We start from the raw sequence: 21,971 nt of genomic DNA on the forward strand, positions 1-21,971 counted from the left end.
GCGCATTTAAAACAATGATCAGAGCACTTAGCTAAATACAGCCGGCGCTAACCAAACAGCAATAACGCTAAGTATCACTAAGCCAAAAAGATTAATTAACAATCCGGCTTTCACCATTTGAGGTATTTTGACTAAGCCTGAAGCGAACACGATAGCATTTGGAGCTGTTGCAACAGGCATCATAAATGCACAACTTGCAGCTAGTGTAATAGGTATACAAAGCAACAGCGGCGAGATACCTAACTCCAATGCCACAGCGGCAACAACAGGTAAAAATGTGGCGGTAGTAGCAAGGTTACTTGTTAATTCGGTAAGAAAGATAACCAAGGCTGTAGAGGCAATTACCAAGGCAAAAATACCAAAAGCATCCATATACGACAGATGACCACCTAACCAACTCGCCAAACCACTTGATGAAACAGCACTAGCTAAGGCCAAGCCACCACCAAATAATATTAATACTCCCCAAGGTAAATGGCTTACATCTTCCCAAACCATTAATTGCCCCTGTTTTTTATTGGCACTTGGCAAAATGAACAAAGCCAGTGCTGCTGTCATCACAATGCCAGTATCACTAAGAAAATTGATATCAAATGCCGTTGAGATAGGACGACGTGTTATCCAGAATAAAACCACCAGTGCAAAAACAATCGCAACTCGCTTCTCTGCTTTTGTCATGGGCCCGAGATCACTGCGCAGTTTTGCTAAATGCTGATCCACTGAAGCATTCGCTGGAATATCAACTTTAAAACTCCAGTGAGTCAAGGAATACCAAGCCAAAGGCAATAAGCAAATCACAAGTGGCACGCCAACTAACATCCAGTTGGCAAAGGTAATTTTGATCCCGTATTGCTCATTTAAGAAAGCTGCTAGCAAAGCATTTGGTGGCGTTCCTACTAGCGTTGCCATACCGCCAATTGTCGCCGCATAAGCTAAGCCAAGTAACATGGCGGTTTGAAATGATTGAGTTCTTTGTGCAGATAAATGGTGGTTATTTTCTGCAATCACTTTTGCCACTGACAGCGCAATTGGCAACAGCATCATAGTGGTAGATGTATTTGTCATCCACATGGAAAGTAGCGCGGCAACGACCATAAAGCCAGCAATAAGCCGTTTTCCATCGGTTCCGGTGTAGCCAAGAATCACAAGGGCTATGCGTTTGTGCAGATGCCAACGTTCCACTGCTAACGCTAAAATGAATGCCCCTAAGAATAGGTAAATAATCGGGTTGGCATAGGCTTCAGTCGTGTCTGAAATACTAGAGATACTTAAAAATGGGAAGGCGATAATAGGCATAAAAGCAGTCGCAGGAACTGGGATTGCTTCCGTTGCCCACCAAACTGCCATCCACAAAGCAACAGCAGCAACACTCCATGCAGCATCTGGCATAGCCGTTTGTGAACCACTAAATACCATCATAAGTATGAAGACTATGGGACCTACAAATAAACCAATGTATTGATATGTCGCTTTCTGATTGTTTTCCATTGCGGGTAGGTCATTTTCCATTTGCGGTCTCATATAGTTTTGTACTTAATTAATTCAGAATACGGTGGAACACTGGCGCTAGAGTATAAACTCAAGAATCAATAGTCAGTAATCAAGAATTATGTATTCATCGTATGTTGACATTAAACTCAGTAAAATCAAACAAAAGCTGCAATAACAGCGGAGACTGCTTTTTGAAATACAAGTTCTACGGCCTCTAAAAGGCGAGAAGTTAAACCGATTGATGAAGTCACCTACATTTGTCTAAATTAGCGTGTATAATTCCGCTCCGATAAATGAATAGTGTTATATTTTTTGTTTCAAAGCGATTTATTCTCATGCGATGCTTTGCAAAACAAACTATGAATCAAGACAGAGAATAGTAAAACCCATAATTTTCAAATTTGTAATTGAGCAGTGATCAGGAGACAAGTAAGTATGCGCAGTGTGAGTATTTTCGTTGGTTCGGTATATGGCAATGCCCAGCACGTGGCAGAAGAAGCACAAACGATGTTTGAAACGAAAGGGGTTGAATGCGAAGTGTTCACCGATCCAGAAACATCAGACTTCATTGAAGCAGAAGCCGTGGTTGTTATCAGTTCCACAACAGGCCAGGGCGATGTTCCGCAAAATTTAGAAATGTTTCACAGTGACTTACGCGATGAATTCCCATTAATGAATGGAAAACCGTTTGCTGTTGCTGCTTTGGGTGATAGTAGTTACGGAGATAGCTTCTGTGGCGGTGGACGACAATTTTCTGAGTTGTTACTCGAACTTCAAGGAAAACCTGTGGCGGAAATGTTGGAAGTTGATGCCATTGAAACATTGTCTCCAGAAGAAGAGGTTGTGCCTTGGTTAGAGGGGCTTGTGGAAGCTTTGACTGAATAAGTTGTGTCTAAACTATTAGTGTGACGTCCGACTATTTTGAGACGCGACTATTGTGAGACGCGACTATTGTGAAGCCCGACCCTAAATTAGCGCCAAACTATGTCGCTAGTGACTTCAAATAGGCAAAATCAAGGTAGATATAAAATAGGCTAAAATAGACCAGATATAGAATAAAATAAAATGGCGCCTTACATCGATGTGTAAGGCGCCATTTTTTGTTTGACTTAGTTATTAAGTTGCTAATCTGCTCTTACTTTCATAAGCGCTTTTTACTCATCTGAATTTGCACTCACTGGCATTGTAAAGATCAGCGATAAATGATGCAGCGATAAATGATGCAGCGATAAACGATGCAGCGACTAACTCAGCAGCTACTTATTTATTAGCGATAAGCGAAGTAGCTACTTATTCAGGCTTATTAACTCAGAGTTATTTACTCAGCTCCGCGCAAGATTTCATTAATCCCAACTTTAGCTCTTGTTTTAGCATCTACTTTCTTCACGATAATCGCTGCGTACAAACTGTGCGTACCGCATTTACTTGGAAGGCTACCAGATACAACAACAGAACCTGCAGGGACACGACCATAAGTCGTTGCGCCAGTTTCACGGTCATAAATTCGAGTACTTTGACTGATGTAAACGCCCATTGAAATAACGGCGCCTTCTTCGACAATTACACCTTCAACGATTTCTGAACGTGCACCGATGAAGCAGTTATCTTCAATAATAGTTGGGCTTGCTTGAAGGGGCTCTAACACGCCGCCGATACCAACGCCACCAGACAAGTGCACGTTTTTACCGATCTGGGCGCATGATCCCACGGTGACCCAAGTGTCAACCATCGTACCCTCGTCAACGAAAGCACCGATATTAACGTAAGACGGCATTACCACTACGTTACGAGCGATATATGAACCTGTGCGCACTGCCGCTGGTGGTACAACACGCATGCCTTCTTTCGCGAAACGCTCGGCAGTGTAATCGGTAAATTTCAACGGAACTTTGTCGTAATAATTGGTTTCAGCGCCTTCAACAAGCTTGTTGTCATGCAGCTTAAAATAAAGCAGAACGGCTTTTTTCAACCATTCGTTTACCTGCCACTGCCCATCGATTTTTTCTGCAACTCTTGCTTCACCAGAATTTAGTAATTCGACAGATTCAGTGACTGCGCTTCTGATTTCGGCACTGGCTGTTTCTGCAGTATATGTATCGCGAGTATCAAAAGCATTTTCTATAATAGCTTGTAGTTTGTTCATATTGCTGGGTTCACTTCTGGTTGGTCTAGTTTTAAAATAATTTGCTTTCTAAGAATGACTTCTTGGTCTTGCGTTAATGCTTTTCCTTCATCATTTGAAACAATGAAAACATCTTCTGCTCGCTCTCCAATCGTTGAGATCTTTGCGAGCTTCAAGGTTAAATTGAGGTCAACAAATAAATGACCAAGTTTGGCTAACAAGCCAGGTGCATCTAATGCTTCAAGCTCCACAAGAGTGGCATCTTCTGTTGAGGAATAAAATCTTACTTTTGTTTTCACATCAAGTTGCTTCATTCTTCGCGACATTTTTCGCTTGTTTGAATGTGAGCGACCCGGCTTCATTAATTGTGAGCGAACGGCCTCGACCAATTTCTTCAGATGCCGTTTCGATTTTATGCGCTCAGCATCTTGATCAAGGATGATCATGCTATCGAACACATTTCCTTGTTCAGTAATCGCTATTTGAGCATCATGAATTGAGCAATTTCGGCTATCTAGCACAGAAGCTATTTGCGCAAATAGTGCTGGACGATCACTGCAATAAATTAGCAGTTCAGTGCCCGCTTTAGATGTATCGTTGCTTGCACTGACGAGAATCTTCTCATCACCTAAATCTCCAGCAGAGACGATAGTTTCAGTATGCCAAGCTATTTGATTTGGCTTGAAACGAGCAAAATAATCCTTTCGCATTTGTTGCCAAAAAAGCATCGCTTGGGATTCGCTAATGCCTTTTTCATGCAACAGTACCATTGCTTCTTCTTTATGTTGCGTAATGCGCTGATCCAGTGTGACTTGGCAGGCCAATCCATTGTCGAAAGCCTGCTGTGTTAGAAGGTAAAGCTCTCGCAGTAGAGTGGCTTTCCAATCATTCCACAGATTATCATTTGTTGCTCTTATATCAGCTAAAGTGAGTGCATAAAGTAAATCAAGATTGTCGTGGCTTTTAACGGCGCTCGCAAATTGATTGATCACGTCGGCATCATAGATATCTCTGCGCTGGGCGACCACTGACATCAATAGATGATTTTCAACCAGCCAAGCAATAGTTTTTGCATCGCCTTTTGACATATCGTGAAGTTCGCAGAATTTCAATACATCGGCAGCGCCTAATGTTGAATGATCACCGCCTCGTCCCTTTGCAATATCGTGGAAAATTGCCGCGATGAAAAGTAATTCAGGCTTGTCTAAGTTTTTGACGATGCGATAACAACGTGGAAACTTCTTTTCACTGTGAAAGTAGCTATATACGTGTTTCACTAATCGGTGTGTATGTTCATCAACAGTGTAAGCATGAAACAAATCGAACTGCATCATGCCCACTATTTTATCCCATTCGGGCAAATACGATTGCAATATGCCGTATTTGTACATGATATCCCAACCGAAGTTAAAAAATTCTGGTTGTTTCATTAGCGCGATAAATCGCTCACGACAATCATGACGTTCATGGTAATACTGATGCTGAAAACGACGGCGTGCATTACGTAGTTGGCGAATGCAGTCGGCATCTAAACCTTTGATGTTTTTATGTTGGCCTACTAACTCGAGGAAATCGAGGATATCGGCTGGCGTATGAAAGGTTTCAGGCTGTGAAGGTGATATTAGTCCGTCTTTTAAATCAAACTTGTTATTCAAGTTCACGACGGTTTTAACTTTTTGTTCTAAAACATCATCTTTGAAGCGCAACAACAGCATGCTGTTCAACTCGGAAACACGACGAACAATGCGGAAGAAAGCTTTCATCATTTGTTCAACGGCAGCTTTACCATCGCCATAGCCTAGTAATTGTGCGATATCGGTTTGGTAGTCAAAGAGAATGCGATTTTCACTGCGCCCAGAAACAAGGTGCAGTGCAAATCGAATCTGCCACAAGTGAGAACGACACTCTATGAGTTCGGCATGCTCAATTTCTGTAAAATAACCATGCCCGATCAAGGTTAGTCCGTCGTACTCTCGGAAATGCTTCTTGGCGACCCAACCAATGGACTGAATATCTCGCAAACAACCTGGGTTCTCTTTAATGTTTGGTTCAAGATTGTAAGAAGTGTCATTAAACTTGTGATGACGATTTTGTTGCTCTTCTAATTTTGCAAGGAAAAAGTCTTTACTCGTCCATACTTTAGGGCTGTTAACTTGACTAATTAATTCAGAGAATATGCTTTCGCAACCTATAAGGATGCGAGATTCAACTAAATTAGTCGCAATCGTGATATCCGATTCAGCAAGTTCAATCGTCTCTTTCACTGTGCGAACCGACTGGCCAATTTCAAGTTTTATATCCCACAGCAAAGTAATGAAAGTACCAATACGTTCTTCAACGTCCGGTTTTATTTTCTTTTTACTTAGGATTAATAAATCGATATCGGAGTAGGGCTGCAATTGACCACGACCATAGCCGCCTACGGCACAAAGCGCCAATGCAGTTTCATTGTTCAAGCCCAGCAAACTCCAGACATGACGCAATAGTGCATCTGTAAAGTCAGCGCGGGCTACTACTAAATTGTCTACTAGTTCGCTGTTAAAGCTTGCTGCTAGCCATTCATGGTTCTTTTTAACCGCGTTCTTGAACGCGGCTAAGTCATTTACATCGCTGATATCTTGCAGCTGTTTTATTTGGTCTTGAACCGACAAAGTAACTCCTTGGCCTATTAAAGCCTCTAATTAGATTGAGAACTGATTCTGTCGTCAGTGCTGCTCGCTTCTCTAATTAGTGGTTGATGACCCTATCAATATCTTCGTCATCACGTAAAGTCAGAATTTCTACACCAGTTTCTGTGACTAATAAGGTGTGTTCCCACTGAGCGCTTAAACTGCGATCTTTGGTGACAACGGTCCAATTGTCTGGCAATACTTTTGAGTAACGTTTACCTGCATTCACCATTGGCTCGATAGTAAAACACATACCAGCTTCAATTAATTCACCACTACCCGGTTTTCCGTAATGCACAATTTGTGGGTCTTCGTGAAACACTGCGCCAATACCATGACCACAATACTCTCTTACTATCGAATAGTTGTGTGATTCTGCATGTTGCTGACACGCATGGCCGATATCACCTAAGTGCATACCTGGCTTTACAATTTTGATTGCATTGTACAAACATTCTTGTGTGACTTTAATCAAGCGCTCTGCAAGAATTGAGGGCTTGCCCACAACGAACATCTTCGAAGTGTCACCATGGTAACCGTCTTTTATTACTGTTACGTCGATATTGACGATGTCACCATCTTTTAGTTTTTTGTCACTCGGGATGCCGTGGCAAATAACGTGATTAACCGATGTGCAAACTGATTTTGGAAAAGGCGGGTTGCCGTAATTCAACGGTGCTGGAATCGCATCTTGAACATTCACGATGTAGTCATGACATATTTTATCAATCTCGCCGGTGGTAACACCCTTTTTGACGTGCTCCCCAATCATCATCAGTACGTCTGCTGCTAGTTTCCCAGCAACGCGCATCTTGTCCATTTCTTCTGGTGTTTTAATTGTTATAGCCAAGGTTGACCTCTTTGAAATTGTTTAACTAATTATTGGCAATCGTTTATATAAAATACCCGCAGGCTCGCTTTCATGAAGCCTTCTGTTCAAAAACAGCCATGAGCTTGAAGTTCACAACAGCCTAGAGCCTTTTAAAGCTGGGGCTCGTGGTGCGGATATAAAGGAAAGGACTTCCCCAATAAAAAGTCGCTGCAAGCCCATCCATGGGGCGCTCGGCACTCGACGTCCTGTCGAGTGACGCTTTTTATTGGGGAAGTCCTTTCCTTTATATCCTACATTTGTTTTGCATTTTACATTTTTTGTTCGTGTTGGACTAGTTCATTGTGTTTACTTTTGAATGTTTAAAAAGTGGCATATTTTTGAATATATGAATTGCTGTTATCTAACTGTTTACTGCTTTGTATTTTCTTGTGTTGAAGTATATCAATTTACAGTGGGCTTAACTATGGGCTGTTTTGTATATCAAATACTTTTTTATGCTCTACACGTTAGTAGAGGTTTTCGCTGCTTTTAGTTGATTCTGCTTGGCTAAAATGATATAAAGCGCGCGCTGTTTGAGAATGTTGGAAAACGTCTCAAAATTAGACAGTACAAATTAACTAAAAACACACATATACCGACACTGATCTCGGGGTGTCTAACACGTTGTTTATTCAACGTTTTGGATCGAGAGAAGGGGTATATGGAGGCCTAACCCCTAAATAGGAAAATATAAAATGGCAAACGTATCAATGCGTGACATGCTACAAGCTGGCGTACACTTCGGTCACCAAACTCGCTACTGGAACCCAAAAATGGCTCAATACATTTTTGGCGCTCGTAACAGAGTTCATATCATCAACTTAGAAAAAACTGTTCCGTTATTTAACGAAGCATTGAACTACCTTTCAGGTGTTTCTCATAAGAAAGGTAAAGTTTTATTCGTTGGTACTAAACGTGCAGCAAGTGAAGCAGTTAGAGAAGCCGCTGAAAAATCTGGTCAATTCTACGTAAACAAACGTTGGTTGGGCGGAATGTTGACTAACTGGAAAACAGTTCGTCAATCAATAAAGCGTCTTAAAGATTTAGAAGTTCAAGCGACTGACGGTACTTTCGACAAGTTAACTAAGAAAGAAGTACTAATGTGCAAGCGCGAAATGACTAAGTTAGAAGGCAGCTTAGGTGGTATCAAAAACATGGGTGGTCTTCCAGACGTTATCTTTGTTATCGATGCAGACCATGAGCACATTGCTGTAACTGAAGCTCGCAACCTTGGTATTCCAGTTGTGGGTGTAGTAGACACTAACTCTAATCCAGACGGTGTTGACTTCGTTATCCCAGGTAACGACGACGCAATCCGTGCTATTCAGTTGTACACAAGCGCAGCTGCTGATGCGATCAATGAAGGTCGTAATCAAGACATCGCTGTTGCTGCTGAAAAAGACGACTTCGTAGAAGCCGCAGAGTAATATTTACAAGTAGATTATCAAAGGGGGCCTTCGCCCCCTTTTCTGAATATTGATATTTTTGAGGACAAGAAAATGGCAGTGACTGCAGCACTGGTTAAAGAATTACGCGAGCGCACTGGCGCTGGCATGCTAGATTGTAAAAACGCATTGGTTGAGACTGATGGTGATATCGAACTAGCAATTGAGAATATGCGCAAATCTGGTCAAGCAAAAGCGGCTAAAAAAGCAGGTCGTATTGCAGCTGAAGGCGTTATCTTAACTAAAATCTCTGGTGGCAAAGCTACTATGATGGAAGTTAACTGTGAAACTGATTTCGTTGCTCGCGACGAAGGTTTCCTAGCTTTCGGTAACAAACTAATTGACGTTGCTGCTGCAAACAGCATCAACGATGTCGCAGAATTGAATGATGCAGAACTAGACGGTTCAACTGTTTCTAATGTTCGCGATACATTGGTTGCAAAAATTGGTGAAAACATCAGCCCACGTCGCGTAATCAATGTTGAAGGTTCAACATTAGGTGCATACGTACACGGCGGCCGTATTGGTGTTATCGCAATTTTGGAAGGTGGCGACGAAGAGCTAGCAAAAGACATTGCTATGCACGTTGCAGCTGCTAGCCCACAATTCGTAAAACCAACAGACGTTCCTGCTGAAGTTGTTGAGAAAGAAAAAGAAATCCAAATCGACATCGCTATCCAGTCTGGTAAGCCAGCAGATATCGCTGAAAAAATGGTTTCTGGTCGCATGAAGAAATTCACTGGCGAAATCAGCTTAACAGGCCAACCTTTCATCAAAGATCCTTCACAAAGTGTTGGTGATCTTTTGAAAGCTAAAGGCGCAGACGTTATCAACTTTATCCGCTTTGAAGTGGGTGAAGGTATCGAGAAGAAATCAGAAGATTTTGCTGCAGAAGTTGCTGCACAATTAGAAGCAGCTAAGAAGTAAGTGCTTCGATTGCATTTGCAATCACCGATTCTTCGGAAATACGAAGCACCTCAATAGAGGTGCTTTTTTATGACTATTCGGAAAGCGCTAAAAACAATTAATAAAATAGCGCTCCCCAAATAGAAAGAAAAACAAGAAAATAGCTGGCAAACGCAAACGCAAACGCAAACGCAAAACCAGCCTGAAGACGTGACTAACCCCTCTCTTCCCCCCAAAAAAAGTGTCACTCGGCAGGACGCCGAGTGCCAAGCGCCCCAAGGATGGGCCCGCAGCGCCTTTTTTTGGGGGGAAGAGAGGGTCTAGTCGCGGCTTCATGCGGAAAACAACCGCGAGGCATGCGGAAACAACCGCGAAGCATGCGGGACAACCGCGAAGCCGAGTGCCACGCGCCCCAAGGTGGGCTCGCAGCGATATCATCAATTAAAGCGCATACTTATTGTTATTCTCCTTGCGTTTGCTGACTGATTTGTAAGAAAATAGATAAAACCACTGCTAAGGAAACAAAATGACCACCATACCGAAAGCTGCATATCGACGTATATTGTTAAAATTGAGTGGGGAAGCCCTAATGGGCGACGAAAACTTTGGTATCGACGCCAAAGTGTTAGATCGCATGGCCGTAGAGATTAAAGAAATCGTAGAGCTAGGCGTAGAAGTTGGTTTAGTTATCGGTGGCGGTAACTTATTCCGCGGCGAAGGCTTAGCCAAAGCAGGCATGCATCGCGTTGTTGGCGACCACATGGGGATGCTAGCAACCGTAATGAACGGCCTTGCAATGAGAGATGCATTGCACAGAGCTTTCGTAAACGCACGCCTAATGTCAGCGATACCATTGAACGGAGTTTGTGACCCGTACAACTGGGCAGACGCTATAAGTTTTCTAAAATCAGGCAGAGTTGTGATATTCTCTGCTGGTACAGGTAACCCATTCTTCACAACAGATTCCGCAGCGTGTTTACGCGGTATCGAAATTGAAGCAGACGCAGTCTTAAAAGCGACCAAAGTCGATGGTGTTTACAGTGCCGATCCGGTAACCAACCCAGACGCAGTGCTACTTAAAAACATAAGTTACCAAGACGTACTCGAAAAAGAACTAAAAGTAATGGACCTATCAGCCTTTACCTTAGCACGTGACCATAACATCCCAATTCGTGTGTTTAACATGAACAAGCCAGGTTGTTTGAAGCGCGTTGTTTTAGGTGACGACGAAGGTACAACTATTTGTCATCCAGAAAAAGTAAAAAACTAAGGATTTTGTTGTGATTGATGAAATTGAATTAGACGCCCAACAGCGCATGGAAAAAAGTATTACGGCGTTAAAAGGCCAATTAAGCAAGATCAGAACAGGTCGCGCGCACCCGAGTTTGTTAGACAATATCATGGTGCCTTACTATGGTTCTAATACTCCGCTTAAACAAGTAGCCAACGTTGTTGCAGAAGACAACAGAACACTTGCTTTGTCAGTTTTCGACAAGAGCATTATTCAAGCAGTAGAAAAAGCAATTATGCAGTCAAACTTGGGCCTAAACCCAATGAGTGCTGGCAATACAATCCGTATCCCAATGCCACCTTTGACTGAAGAGCGCAGAAAAGACTTAATTAAAGTTGTCCGTAACGAAGCTGAATTAGGCCGAGTTGCAGTGCGTAACGTTCGTCGTGACGCTAATAGTGACATTAAAGAGTTGCTAAAAGAAAAAGAAGTCAGTGAAGATCAGAGTCGTGCAGGTGAAGAGAACATTCAAACTCTTACCAATGAATTTATCAAAACAATTGATACGATTCTTGCCGACAAAGAAAAAGAATTGATGGAAGTCTAGGCGATTGAGCTCCGACAGTTCTAATGAAGCGTCTTCTTCAAGTGAAGGCGCTTTACCAAAGCATGTTGCCATCATCATGGATGGCAATGGGCGTTGGGCTCAACAACAAGGAAAGTTAAGAACTTTTGGTCACAAGGCTGGTGTTGATGCCGTTCGTGCATCCGTGCGATTTGCCCGTAAGAAAGGGATAAAAGCGCTCACCTTATTTGCCTTCAGCAGTGAAAACTGGAAGCGACCAAAAGACGAAGTCAAAGTACTAATGCAATTATTCAATCTCGTTTTATCTAGCGAGGTTAAAAAGCTTAATAAAAACAATATTCGCTTAAAAGTTATCGGTGATTTGTCGGCATTCGAACAAAAGTTAGTCGATAAGATACGAAAAGCAGAAGCCCTTACAGAAAATAACACTTCATTAACACTTAACATCGCAGCCAATTATGGTGGTCGTTGGGATATCGTTAATGCTGCCAAGCAAATTGTAGCCGATGTGGAGCAAGGGCTTGTAAAATCGGAAGAAATTACCGAAGAGAGCTTCAATAAATACACCTGCATGTCCGATTTACCCACGCTGGATTTGTTGATCCGCACAGGTGGCGACCACCGTGTGAGTAACTTTTTATTGTGGCAATGCGCATATGCAGAATTCTATTTTTGTGAGACACTTTGGCCAGATTTCGATGAGCAGAAGTTCGATGAAGCAATATCCGACTTCTGTCAAAGACAAAGACGGTTTGGACAAACAGGTGAACAAGTGAGTCCAGACAACCAAGGTCAAGGTTAATGTTAAAACAAAGAATAATAACAGCACTCATTCTTGCGCCTTTGGCAATTTTAGCCATCTTATTTTTACCGGTTGAGCAATTCAAAATTGCTGTTGCTGGTGTGGTCGCTTTAGGTGCCTACGAATGGGCTAATATGTCAGGCATTAATGGTCGCTTTTCAAAAGCGACGTTTATGACGCTGATACTGGTTATTTGCGGTGCACTCATATTCGCCGTCGACGGCCAAGCAGTTTGGTACCAAGGTGAGTTAAATAGCATCTACAAGACCATACTCGGCATCGCTGCGGCATGGTGGGCTGTGTCATTAGTGATGATCCTCACTTATCCAAAATACAGTTCAGGCTGGACGGAAAACGTTCCTATTCGAGCTACTTTTGGTATTTTGACCCTCATTCCTACGTGGGTAGCAATTATCAGCCTGCGCACTAATTTATATGAAGTTGACCCGTTTTACGGTGCCTCTTTAATCTTTTATGTACTAGGGATTGTTTGGGCTGCAGATATCGGCGCTTTCTTCGTTGGTGTTAAATTCGGTAAGCACAAGTTGCGTCCAAATGTATCACCAGGTAAGAGCATCGAAGGCTTACTCGGTGGTGTGATGGCATCTCTAGCTATTATCGCGTTCGCTGCTTTGCATTATCAGTTTGAAGCTAGTCGCATGTGGATGCACCTTCTCATTGGTGTTATTACAGTCGCAGTGTCTGCTTTAGGCGATTTAAATGAAAGTATGTTTAAGCGTTGCGCTGGCATTAAAGACAGCGGGAAACTACTTCCTGGGCACGGTGGCATTATGGACCGCATCGACAGTTTAACGGCTGCCTTCCCAGTGTTTGCGTTTTGTTACGTCGTTTGGATGGCTTAAGTTAGTATGCTGATACATCTATTTTTTTCCTTTTCTTCATACTCGTTTAAATAAGGCCAGGCAGAAACTGTGAGAACAATTACTGTCCTAGGGGCAACCGGTTCTATTGGACAAAATACACTTGATGTAATAGCGCGTCACCCTGATAAGTATCGTGTATTTGCGATAACAGGGCATGCCAATTTAGAAGAATTAGCTCGTCTTGCTGTTCAGTGCTCGCCTCGTTACATTGTGTTATCCGATCCCCAGGCATATAGCGCGTTCTCCGCTCTACTAAGTAAAACTAACTGTCATTCTGAGGTCTTAGTTGGCGCTCAGGCTCTTGATGATGTTTGTTCTGCGCCTGAAGTTGATACTGTGATGTCTGCCATTGTCGGCGCTGCAGGATTATTACCAACTTTAGCCGCGGTTCGAGCTGGAAAGCGTGTGTTGTTGGCAAACAAAGAATCCTTGGTTATGTCGGGCGAGTTGTTCATGAATGCGGTTATAGAACACAAAGCTGAATTACTGCCTATCGATAGTGAGCACAATGCCATTTTTCAATGTTTACCGCATGATTTTCAATATGGAAACCTAGCACATTCAGGTATTGCGAAAATACTACTGACTGGCTCCGGTGGACCATTTAGAATCTTGCCAAATGAATCCTTCGATGCGATAACTCCCGATCAAGCTTGTGCTCATCCCAACTGGACGATGGGCCGTAAAATCTCCGTTGATTCTGCTTCAATGATGAATAAAGGGCTAGAGTTTATTGAGGCTAAATGGTTGTTTGGCTTGCATGAAAATGACATCGAAGTGGTACTTCATCCACAAAGCACAATACATTCAATGGTGCAGTATGTTGATGGCTCAGTGATTGCGCAGATGGGAAACCCTGATATGCGCACACCTATCGCCTATGGCTTAAGTTTTCCTGAGCGCATTAGTTCGGGAGTCGATTCTCTCGACTTTTCAAGCTTAGCTGATTTTAGCTTTTCCAAGCCAGAGCCAAGTCGTTACCCTAATTTGTATTTAGCGATGCAAGCTTGTGAAGAAGGGCAGGCTGCAACAACCGCTATCAATGCCGCAAACGAAGTGGCTGTTGAGGCTTTCTTGCAGGGCCAAATTAAGTTTACTGACATCGCTAAAGTGAACGAACAAGTGCTACAGCAAAGCGATTTAATTGAACTCACCTCTATTGTACAAGTCTTAGAGCATGACGCAGAAGCCAGAAGTTTAGCGCAACAATTAGTAAGGAAGTTAAATTAGTGTTCGGATTTGAAAGCGAGTTTTTATTTGTCTTCATCAGAAATGTAGGCTCCTTCATCATTGCCTTGGGCATATTAGTTGCCGTGCATGAATGGGGACATTTTATTGTTGCTAGAAAATGCGGTGTTAAAGTGCTTCGCTTTTCAATTGGCTTTGGTAAACCTCTTTATAAACGCATTACGTCTACTGGTATGGAATTTGTCATTGCGATGATCCCGCTAGGTGGTTACGTCAGAATGCTAGACGGCAGAGTAGACGACGTTGATGAAAAAGATAAGGCCGAATCGTTTGACCAACAAAAGGTGTGGAAACGCATTGCCATAGTGGCTGCAGGGCCCGGTATAAACTTTCTGTTTGCGATATTGATTTTGATGATCGTGGCAATGATAGGTCAAGATAAAGCCAAGCCCTATATTGGCGAAATCAAACCAGACTCATATATTGCTGTTAGTGGCATCGCAGTCGGTGACAAAATTACAGCCGTTGATTCTTCTCAAACCAAAACATGGCAGTCCGTTAATATTGAGTTGATGCGCTATATTGGAGCCGACAGCATTCCATTAACGGTTGAGAAACCTAATGGTCAATCGGTTTCTTACGATATCAAAATGCCAAACTGGGAATTCGATCCTGAATCAGACAATATGTTTGAATCGATAGGATTCGAACCATTTCGTGTAAAGCCTAGTAAAATCATCGCTTTAGTCGTTTCTGACGGGCCTTCTGAAAAAGCGGGCCTACAAAAAAATGATGAAATAGTAAAACTAAATGGAACCTTCATGGCTGAGTGGGGACAAATAGTGGACTATGTTGCACCAAGAGCCAACGAAACGATTGAAGTTGAAGTGAAGCGAAATGGTGAAACAAAGATCTTTTCTGTGACTTTGGGCGAACGAGAAACAGCCGATGGAACAACAGGTGTACTTGGTATTTCTTCGCAGTTCGAAGAGTATCCAGAAGCTTATTTCTTCCACGACAAATCTAATCCTTTTGAAGCTTTGGTGAAAGGAACGCAAGAAACTTGGCGATTAATGACCTTAACTGTCGAAATGTTAGGCAAATTCATTAGTGGAGATGTGGCAGTTAAAAACTTGAGTGGCCCAATTTCTATTGCTCAAGGCGCTGGAATTAGTGCAAGTTATGGAATTGTTGTATTTTTAGGGTTTTTAGCACTAATCAGTGTTAATCTTGGCATCGTAAATTTGTTACCATTACCCATGCTCGACGGCGGACATTTAATGTACTTCACAGCCGAATGGATAACAGGCAAGCCTGTCCCAGACGCAGTACAGGAAATTGGATTTAGGATAGGTGGCGTATTGTTATTCATGTTAATGGCCGTGGCTATTTTTAACGACATCAATCGCATCACATAATAATAGTTTTATAAAAAAACGTGTATTGGAAGAATATTAGTAAATGAAGTGTAAACAGTTAGTTCTTATCGCCTTATTGGCATTTACGTCGTTATCATTTGCACAGAGTAAATCTGAATTTGTGGTAGAAGATATTCGCGTTGAAGGTTTGCAACGTGTGGCATTAGGTGCTGCATTAACCTATCTTCCAGTGCAGGTAGGCGATGAGTTAAACGCTTTCCGCGTTAGTCAATTAATCCGCTCACTGTATTCCTCTACTCACTTTGAGAAAGTAGAAATACTGCGCGACGGCGGCTTGCTTATTGTTAGAGTCTCAGAAAGACCGACGATCAGTAATATCGTATTCGAAGGTAATGACGATATTAAAGACGAACAACTGCAAGACAGTTTAGAAAACTCAAATATTCGCGTTGGTGAGCCACTAGACAGAACGGTGCTTACATCAATCGAAAATGGCTTGAAAGACTTCTTTTACAGCATTGGTAAATACAACGCCGATGTGTCAGCAATTATTACTCCCTTGCCAAGAAACCGTGTTGACTTAAAGTTACTTTTCGAAGAAGGCGACTCAGCCAAGATTAAGCAAATTAATATTGTGGGTAATGAAGTATTTGATGACGAGACTTTGTTCAACGTCATGGAATTAAAATTTGATATGCCGTGGTGGGATTTCACATCTGAAACTCGTTACCAACAACAAACCCTTTCAGGCGATTTGGAAAACATCACAAGTTATTACAAAGACCGAGGCTACCTGCGCTTTGCAATTGCCACAACTCAAGTATCGATGACACCAGAGAAAGATGGTATCTATATTGGTATGAACGTTGAGGAAGGTGAACAGTACACTATTTCAGAGGTTGAGTTAGTGGGCGACATGCTTGGCTTTGAAGACTTCCTAAATCAAGTATTACCTTTATCTGCTGGTGAGTTGTATAACCAAGCAACAGTAACTTATACAGAAGAATTTATTAGTAAATACCTTGGCCGCTTTGGCTATGCTTACCCAACCGTGACGACAATCCCAGATATCAACGATGAAGATAAAACCGTTAAGCTGTCTTTGTCGGTAGATCCAGGTAAGCGCATTTATGTGCGACGCATTAATTTCCAAGGTAACGTGATTACGTCAGACGAAGTTTTACGTCAAAACCTAAGTCAGCTTGAAGGTACTTGGTTATCTGACCAATTGCTAGAAAGCTCAAAAGCGTCTTTATCTAGACTGACTTATATGGAAACGGTTGATTTCGAAACCATTCGTTTGCCAGGCGAAGACGACAAAGTAGACGTTGAGTTTAAAGTAAAAGAGCAAGCGTCAGGCTCTTTCCAAGCCGGTATCGGTTATGGTGATAACACTAAATTAAGCCTAAATGCTGGTATTCAACAAGATAACTTCCTTGGTACTGGTAAACGCATTGGCCTGAATTTGTCGACCGTTTCTTATCAGCAATCTGTGCAACTGAACTATACCGACCCGTACTTTACAATCGACGGCATCAGTTTGGGCGGCAGCATGGGTTACAGCAAGTTTGACGGTGGTGACTTTGGTGTTGTTCAATACGACAGCGAACGCTATCAGATTGGTGCAAACATTGGTTACCCAATCAATGAAGTAAACCGTATTAGTTTTGGTCTTACCTATGCGCACGTTGAATTATCAAGTGATAACACGTCGTATGAACAAACCTCACGTTTCTACGATCAATTCAGAGCAGAAGGCGATCCTGATTCATCTATTAAATATGAAAGCTTCTTAGCGTCAGCCAGTTGGACTCGCTCAACCCTTAACCGTGGTTTGTTCCCAACAGATGGTTCTTCGCAACGAGCATCATTCAGTATTACAACGCCTAACTCTGACGTTAACTACTTTAAATTTATTGCAGATACCAAATGGTATTATCCAATTACTAAAAGTCAGCGCTGGTCGGTACTCGCGAGAATGCGTTTAGGTTATGGTAATGGTTATGGTGACAAATCAGGCTCTGACCAAATATTGCCATTTACTGAAAACTTCACGGCGGGTGGTGCAGATACCTTACGTGGATTCGAAAACAACACCGTTGGTCCTCGTGGTGTGCAGCGTATCTCCTCGCAAATTGGTACAACACCTTTAGGTACGCCTATTTTCGGTAGCCCTGATACAGACAGAATCGGTGTTTCCCCTAGAAGTCTAGGTGGTAACGCAATGGCAATTGGTGGTTTAGAACTCATCGTTCCAACACCGTTTGTTGAAGCAGAATTTGATAGCTCAGTACGTACTTCCATATTCTTAGATGTAGGTAACGTGTGGGATACTGAATTTGACTATGACGAATACAAGGATTTGAACTTCATTAGCCGAACTGGCGAAGGTCAGCCTGACGCACTGGGTGATTATAGTGATTGGTCACAATTCAGAAGTTCTGCAGGCTTGTCTGTGCAATGGATTTCACCTATGGGGCCGCTTGTGTTTAGTTTCTCCAAGGAAATTAATTCAAGAGACGGTGATAACCCTAAATTCTTTACGTTTAATATTGGCTCAACTTTCTAAAGCCTTATTAACGTAGTATTATACAAAAAAATTAACTTATAATAGCTGGGTGCCAAGACGCTCAGCAAAACGGAACAGATTAAAGGAGTTTCCATTGAAAACATTTACTAAAACACTCATCGCAGGTGCTATGCTTAGCTCAGCATTATTGACTACAGCTGCTCAAGCAGCAGATCAAAAGATCGGTGTTGTCGATGTACAAGGTATTGTTCGTTCTTTACCACAATTTGCTGAAATTGCGCAAACTGTTGGCAATGAATTTAAAGATGCAATCCAAGAGTTCAATACTCAAAAAGAAGAATATAACTTCTTGCTTCAAAAGCTACAGCGCGAGAGTGCAACTATGGGTGCTGACGAGAAGACTAAACTTGAAGAGCAAATTATTGCTTTGAACAAGACTTTGCAAGAAAAGTCTGGTCCACTTCAAGAAAACATGCAACGTCGTGAGCAAGAAGAAGCGAAGAAATTGTTTGCTTTAGTAATGCAAGCAGTTGATAAAATTGCCGCTGATGGTAAATACGATATCGTTTTATCAAGAAACTCTGCGCCATTCGTTAAGCCAGAATTTGACATTTCACAGTCAGTACTAGAGCAAGTTACTAAAGCTCAGTAATAACAAAAATATTTCGCCAGTCGATAGTATTCGATTGGATATGAATCATTCTGGCGAAAATCAGGCCAACCAATCGGTTGGTCTGATTTGTTTTTACTCCTTAAAAGCGTATCTTATGCACCCCACCTATAGGGTAAGAATAATAAAGTGATTGGCTAGGACGAAATCTATCGTTTTAGACCGCAAAGGAGATATTTTGGCAGACTCACAAAAAACCATCGATATAAAAGAGATTATGGAATTGTTACCGCATAGGTATCCATTTCTACTAATCGATCGAGTTACTGACTACGAACTGGGAAAAACGCTTAAAGGTTATAAAAACATAAGCTTTAATGAACCTTGTTTTAACGGTCACTTCCCTGGTCAACCGATTTTCCCTGGTGTTTTGATTCTGGAAGGACTTGCACAAGCGGCTGGTGTTCTAGGCTTCAAAACAATGGGTAATAGCGACCAGTTATACTTGTACGCAGGAATAGACAAAGCTCGTTTTAAACGTCCTTGTGTTCCCGGAGATAAGTTAGAGTACACGGTTGACCTGATTAAAGAACGTCGCGGTATTTGGAAGTTTTCAGGTGTAGCGTCTGTCGATGGTGCAGAGGTTTGCACTGCAGATTTCATGTGCGCAATGAGAGATATGTAATATGATTCATCCTTCATCGATAATATCTGACTCGGCCATCATTGGCCAGAATGTCCAAATTGGACCATTTTGTGTCATCGGCGATAATGTCGAGATTGGCGATAATTGTGTTTTAACTTCACACGTTGTGGTTAAAGGGCACTCAAAAATTGGTAAGAACAATGTGTTTTTTCAATTTTGCTCTATCGGTGAAGACTGCCAAGATAAGAAATATGCTGGTGAAGCAACTTTCCTTGAAATTGGCGATGATAATGTTTTTCGTGAATCCTGTACCATTCACCGTGGTACTGTTCAAGACGACAGCATGACGCGCATTGGTAGCCGTAATCTATTTATGGTCAACACCCATGTAGCACATGATTGTATGTTTGGTGACGATAATATCTTTGCCAACAACTGTACCGTTGCAGGTCATGTTCATATTGGCAATCAAGTGATACTAGGTGGCATGACAGCAGTGCATCAATTCTGTCACATTGGTTCCCACTCCTTTACCGGTGGTGGCGCAATAGTCTTAAAAGATGTTCCTCCTTACGTGATGGTCAGTGGCTTGAAGCACGTTCCTCAAGGTATCAACAGTGAAGGATTGAAACGTCGAGGCTTTAGCTCATCAACAATCATGGCGATTAAACGCGCCTACAAAGTCATTTATCGCAATGGTAATACTACCGACCAAGCGCTGCCGATACTCAATGAGATGGCCGAAACTGAACCTGATATTAAAATATTAGCGGATTTCGTGGCCTCATCCAAACGTGGCATTGTTCGATAAATCGAATGGCAAATGACAAAGCCTTAAGAATTGGGATTGTGGCAGGGGAGGCTTCTGGTGATGTCCTTGCCGCAGGTTTTGTTTCCGTCCTAAAAGAAATGTACCCCAACGCAGTATTTGAAGGGATCGGTGGAAAACACTTGATCGCTCGTGGCCTTGATTCCATGTTCGAAATGGAAGAACTGTCCGTCATGGGCTTAGTTGAGGTACTAAAACATCTGCCGCGCTTATTGCATATTCGTAAAACGGTATTGCGCCATTTTCTTGAAAATCCCCCAGATGTATTTATAGGTGTGGATGCACCAGACTTCAATCTTGCTATTGAAACCAAACTTAAGAAGGCCGGTGTGAAAACCGTTCATTATGTAAGCCCAACTGTTTGGGCATGGCGTGAATCTCGTATCCATAAAATCGCAAAAGCCACTAATTTAGTCCTCGGTATTTTTCCTTTCGAAGCTGAAATCTATAAAAAGTACAATGTGCCTTATCAATATGTAGGACACACAATGGCTGATGGTATTGATCTAGTGCCAGATCAGCCAGCGAAGCGAAAGCTATTTGCCTTAGAAAACGAAGACAAAGTATTGGCTTTATTACCAGGAAGTCGAGCTAGAGAAGTCGCGACCTTATTACCTGATTTTATCAAAACAGCTGAATTACTCTCTCAGAATATCCCTACATTAAAGGTGATCATACCCGCCGCGAATGATGCTAGAGAGATTCAAATTAAATTGCTGTTAAAAGAACTCAAACCACCAGTGCATGTGCAAGTTACACAAACCTCCGCGCGTGATGTCATGATTGCCGCCGATGCCGTTTTGCTTGCATCTGGAACTGCTACCCTCGAGGCAATGCTTTGTAAGAAGCCGATGGTGGTGGGTTATAAAATGTCGAAAATGACTCATGCAATTATGAAACGTTTATACAAACCAGAATTTTTTTCGCTCCCCAATATTTTGGCAGAAGAAGAACTGGTGCCTGAATTACTGCAAGAAGATGTGAACCCACAAAATATGGCGGCCAAGCTTCAGCCTATGCTAGATAGCCCGCCTCTTGAACTTATCGCTCGATTCACGGAATTGCATAAGCAACTGCGCTTAAATGCCGATGAACAAGCAGCGAAAGCGATACAAGGTTTGATCACAAACGAGTTATGAGCAAACAAGAACAATTAGAAGCTATAAAAGTTGATATTCAACAATATTCCTTAGTCGCCGGTGTTGATGAAGTAGGACGTGGCCCTTTAGTGGGCGATGTTGTGACAGCAGCGGTTATTCTTGACCCTAATAAGCCAATTATGGGCTTAGCAGATTCGAAAAAATTATCTGAAAAAAAACGCAATGAATTAGCAGTACTGATCAAGCAAAACGCGTTATCATGGAGTATAGGTCGCGCTAGTGTGTTGGAAATCGATCAACTCAATATTCTACACGCCACGATGTTAGCCATGAAGAGGGCGGTTGAAGGTTTGAGTGTTCAACCTGAGCATGTGTTAGTTGATGGTAATCGTCTGCCTGTATGGTCATATAGTAGTCAGCCCGTTATAAAAGGTGACGCTTTATTTCCACAAATTTCAGCAGCATCGATTATTGCAAAAGTAGCACGAGATGATGAGATGATTACCTTGGACAAGCAGTATCCAAATTATGGCTTTGCTGCACACAAAGGCTATCCAACGAAAGCGCACCTAGCAGCATTACAAGAGCATGGCCCATTGTCATGTTATCGACAGAGTTTTAAGCCTGTACAGAGTGTTTTAGCTCTGTGGCAAGGCGAGTTACAGGATGAGGTAAAATAAGT

At 42.2% G+C, this 21,971-nt stretch carries 19 protein-coding genes; 15 read left to right on the top strand and 4 right to left on the bottom strand.

The annotated features are described in order from the left end of the window. Positions 1-27: 27 nt before the first annotated feature. Complete coding sequence (locus ACKLNX_RS05370; RefSeq protein ID WP_412971537.1) at positions 28-1,509, bottom strand: SLC13 family permease; 1,482 nt, start codon at positions 1,507-1,509, stop codon at positions 28-30. A gap of 417 nt (positions 1,510-1,926) precedes the next feature. Between ACKLNX_RS05370 and ACKLNX_RS05375 the strand changes: the two genes are divergently transcribed. Further along, entirely contained in the window at positions 1,927-2,376 is a 450-nt protein-coding gene (locus ACKLNX_RS05375; RefSeq protein ID WP_412971538.1) for a flavodoxin, read from the top strand. Positions 2,377-2,809: 433 nt separating this feature from the next. On the opposite strand, the gene dapD is transcribed toward ACKLNX_RS05375, so the two are convergent. From dapD to map, 3 genes are all read right to left on the bottom strand, one after another. Beyond that, positions 2,810-3,634, bottom strand: coding sequence for a 2,3,4,5-tetrahydropyridine-2,6-dicarboxylate N-succinyltransferase (gene dapD, locus ACKLNX_RS05380; RefSeq protein ID WP_412971539.1), 825 nt, complete (start codon positions 3,632-3,634; stop codon positions 2,810-2,812). Next, complete coding sequence (glnD, locus tag ACKLNX_RS05385; RefSeq protein ID WP_412971540.1) at positions 3,631-6,264, bottom strand: [protein-PII] uridylyltransferase; 2,634 nt, start codon at positions 6,262-6,264, stop codon at positions 3,631-3,633. The genes dapD and glnD overlap by 4 nt, the downstream gene beginning before the upstream one ends. Before the next feature lie 76 nt (positions 6,265-6,340). Continuing rightward, positions 6,341-7,132 carry a type I methionyl aminopeptidase gene (map, locus tag ACKLNX_RS05390; RefSeq protein WP_412971541.1) on the bottom strand — a complete coding sequence of 264 codons (792 nt, stop codon included), beginning with the start codon at positions 7,130-7,132 and terminating at the stop codon, positions 6,341-6,343. Positions 7,133-7,848: 716 nt separating this feature from the next. Between map and rpsB the strand changes: the two genes are divergently transcribed. From rpsB to rnhB, 14 genes are all read left to right on the top strand, one after another. Further along, complete coding sequence (gene rpsB / locus ACKLNX_RS05395) at positions 7,849-8,580, top strand: 30S ribosomal protein S2 (RefSeq protein WP_412971542.1); 732 nt, start codon at positions 7,849-7,851, stop codon at positions 8,578-8,580. A gap of 72 nt (positions 8,581-8,652) precedes the next feature. Next, positions 8,653-9,525, top strand: a complete 873-nt coding sequence (tsf, locus tag ACKLNX_RS05400) for a translation elongation factor Ts (RefSeq protein WP_412971543.1) — start codon at positions 8,653-8,655, stop codon at positions 9,523-9,525. Positions 9,526-10,030: 505 nt separating this feature from the next. Further along, positions 10,031-10,774, top strand: a complete 744-nt coding sequence (gene pyrH / locus ACKLNX_RS05405; protein ID WP_411692919.1) for a UMP kinase — start codon at positions 10,031-10,033, stop codon at positions 10,772-10,774. A gap of 10 nt (positions 10,775-10,784) precedes the next feature. Then, the gene (gene frr, locus ACKLNX_RS05410; protein ID WP_411692918.1) at positions 10,785-11,342 is read left to right on the top strand and encodes a ribosome recycling factor; all 558 of its coding nucleotides are present in this window, start codon (positions 10,785-10,787) and stop codon (positions 11,340-11,342) included. A 4-nt stretch (positions 11,343-11,346) separates the two neighbouring features. Continuing rightward, a complete protein-coding gene (gene uppS, locus ACKLNX_RS05415) occupies positions 11,347-12,123 on the top strand; it encodes a polyprenyl diphosphate synthase (RefSeq protein WP_412971544.1) in 777 nt (258 codons plus the stop codon). Continuing rightward, positions 12,123-12,986: a phosphatidate cytidylyltransferase gene (locus ACKLNX_RS05420; RefSeq protein ID WP_412971545.1), complete on the top strand. Its 864-nt coding sequence runs from the start codon at positions 12,123-12,125 to the stop codon at positions 12,984-12,986. The genes uppS and ACKLNX_RS05420 overlap by 1 nt, the downstream gene beginning before the upstream one ends. A 69-nt stretch (positions 12,987-13,055) precedes the next feature. Next, a complete protein-coding gene (gene ispC / locus ACKLNX_RS05425) occupies positions 13,056-14,237 on the top strand; it encodes a 1-deoxy-D-xylulose-5-phosphate reductoisomerase (RefSeq protein WP_412971546.1) in 1,182 nt (393 codons plus the stop codon). Next, complete coding sequence (gene rseP / locus ACKLNX_RS05430; RefSeq protein ID WP_412971547.1) at positions 14,237-15,613, top strand: sigma E protease regulator RseP; 1,377 nt, start codon at positions 14,237-14,239, stop codon at positions 15,611-15,613. The genes ispC and rseP overlap by 1 nt, the downstream gene beginning before the upstream one ends. Before the next feature lie 43 nt (positions 15,614-15,656). Continuing rightward, complete coding sequence (bamA, locus tag ACKLNX_RS05435; RefSeq protein WP_412971548.1) at positions 15,657-18,143, top strand: outer membrane protein assembly factor BamA; 2,487 nt, start codon at positions 15,657-15,659, stop codon at positions 18,141-18,143. A 94-nt stretch (positions 18,144-18,237) separates the two neighbouring features. Beyond that, positions 18,238-18,756 carry an OmpH family outer membrane protein gene (locus ACKLNX_RS05440; RefSeq protein ID WP_412971549.1) on the top strand — a complete coding sequence of 173 codons (519 nt, stop codon included), beginning with the start codon at positions 18,238-18,240 and terminating at the stop codon, positions 18,754-18,756. Between the two features lie 196 nt (positions 18,757-18,952). Further along, positions 18,953-19,399, top strand: a complete 447-nt coding sequence (fabZ, locus tag ACKLNX_RS05445) for a 3-hydroxyacyl-ACP dehydratase FabZ (RefSeq protein WP_411692911.1) — start codon at positions 18,953-18,955, stop codon at positions 19,397-19,399. 1 nt (position 19,400) lies between these two features. Further along, a complete protein-coding gene (gene lpxA / locus ACKLNX_RS05450) occupies positions 19,401-20,171 on the top strand; it encodes an acyl-ACP--UDP-N-acetylglucosamine O-acyltransferase (protein WP_411692910.1) in 771 nt (256 codons plus the stop codon). 5 nt (positions 20,172-20,176) lie between these two features. After that, positions 20,177-21,328, top strand: a complete 1,152-nt coding sequence (gene lpxB / locus ACKLNX_RS05455) for a lipid-A-disaccharide synthase (protein ID WP_412971550.1) — start codon at positions 20,177-20,179, stop codon at positions 21,326-21,328. Further along, a complete protein-coding gene (gene rnhB / locus ACKLNX_RS05460; protein ID WP_412971551.1) occupies positions 21,325-21,969 on the top strand; it encodes a ribonuclease HII in 645 nt (214 codons plus the stop codon). The genes lpxB and rnhB overlap by 4 nt, the downstream gene beginning before the upstream one ends. Positions 21,970-21,971: the final 2 nt, after the last annotated feature.

This window comes from Glaciecola sp. MF2-115 (genome assembly GCF_047250385.1).
Lineage (GTDB): Bacteria > Pseudomonadota > Gammaproteobacteria > Enterobacterales > Alteromonadaceae > Glaciecola.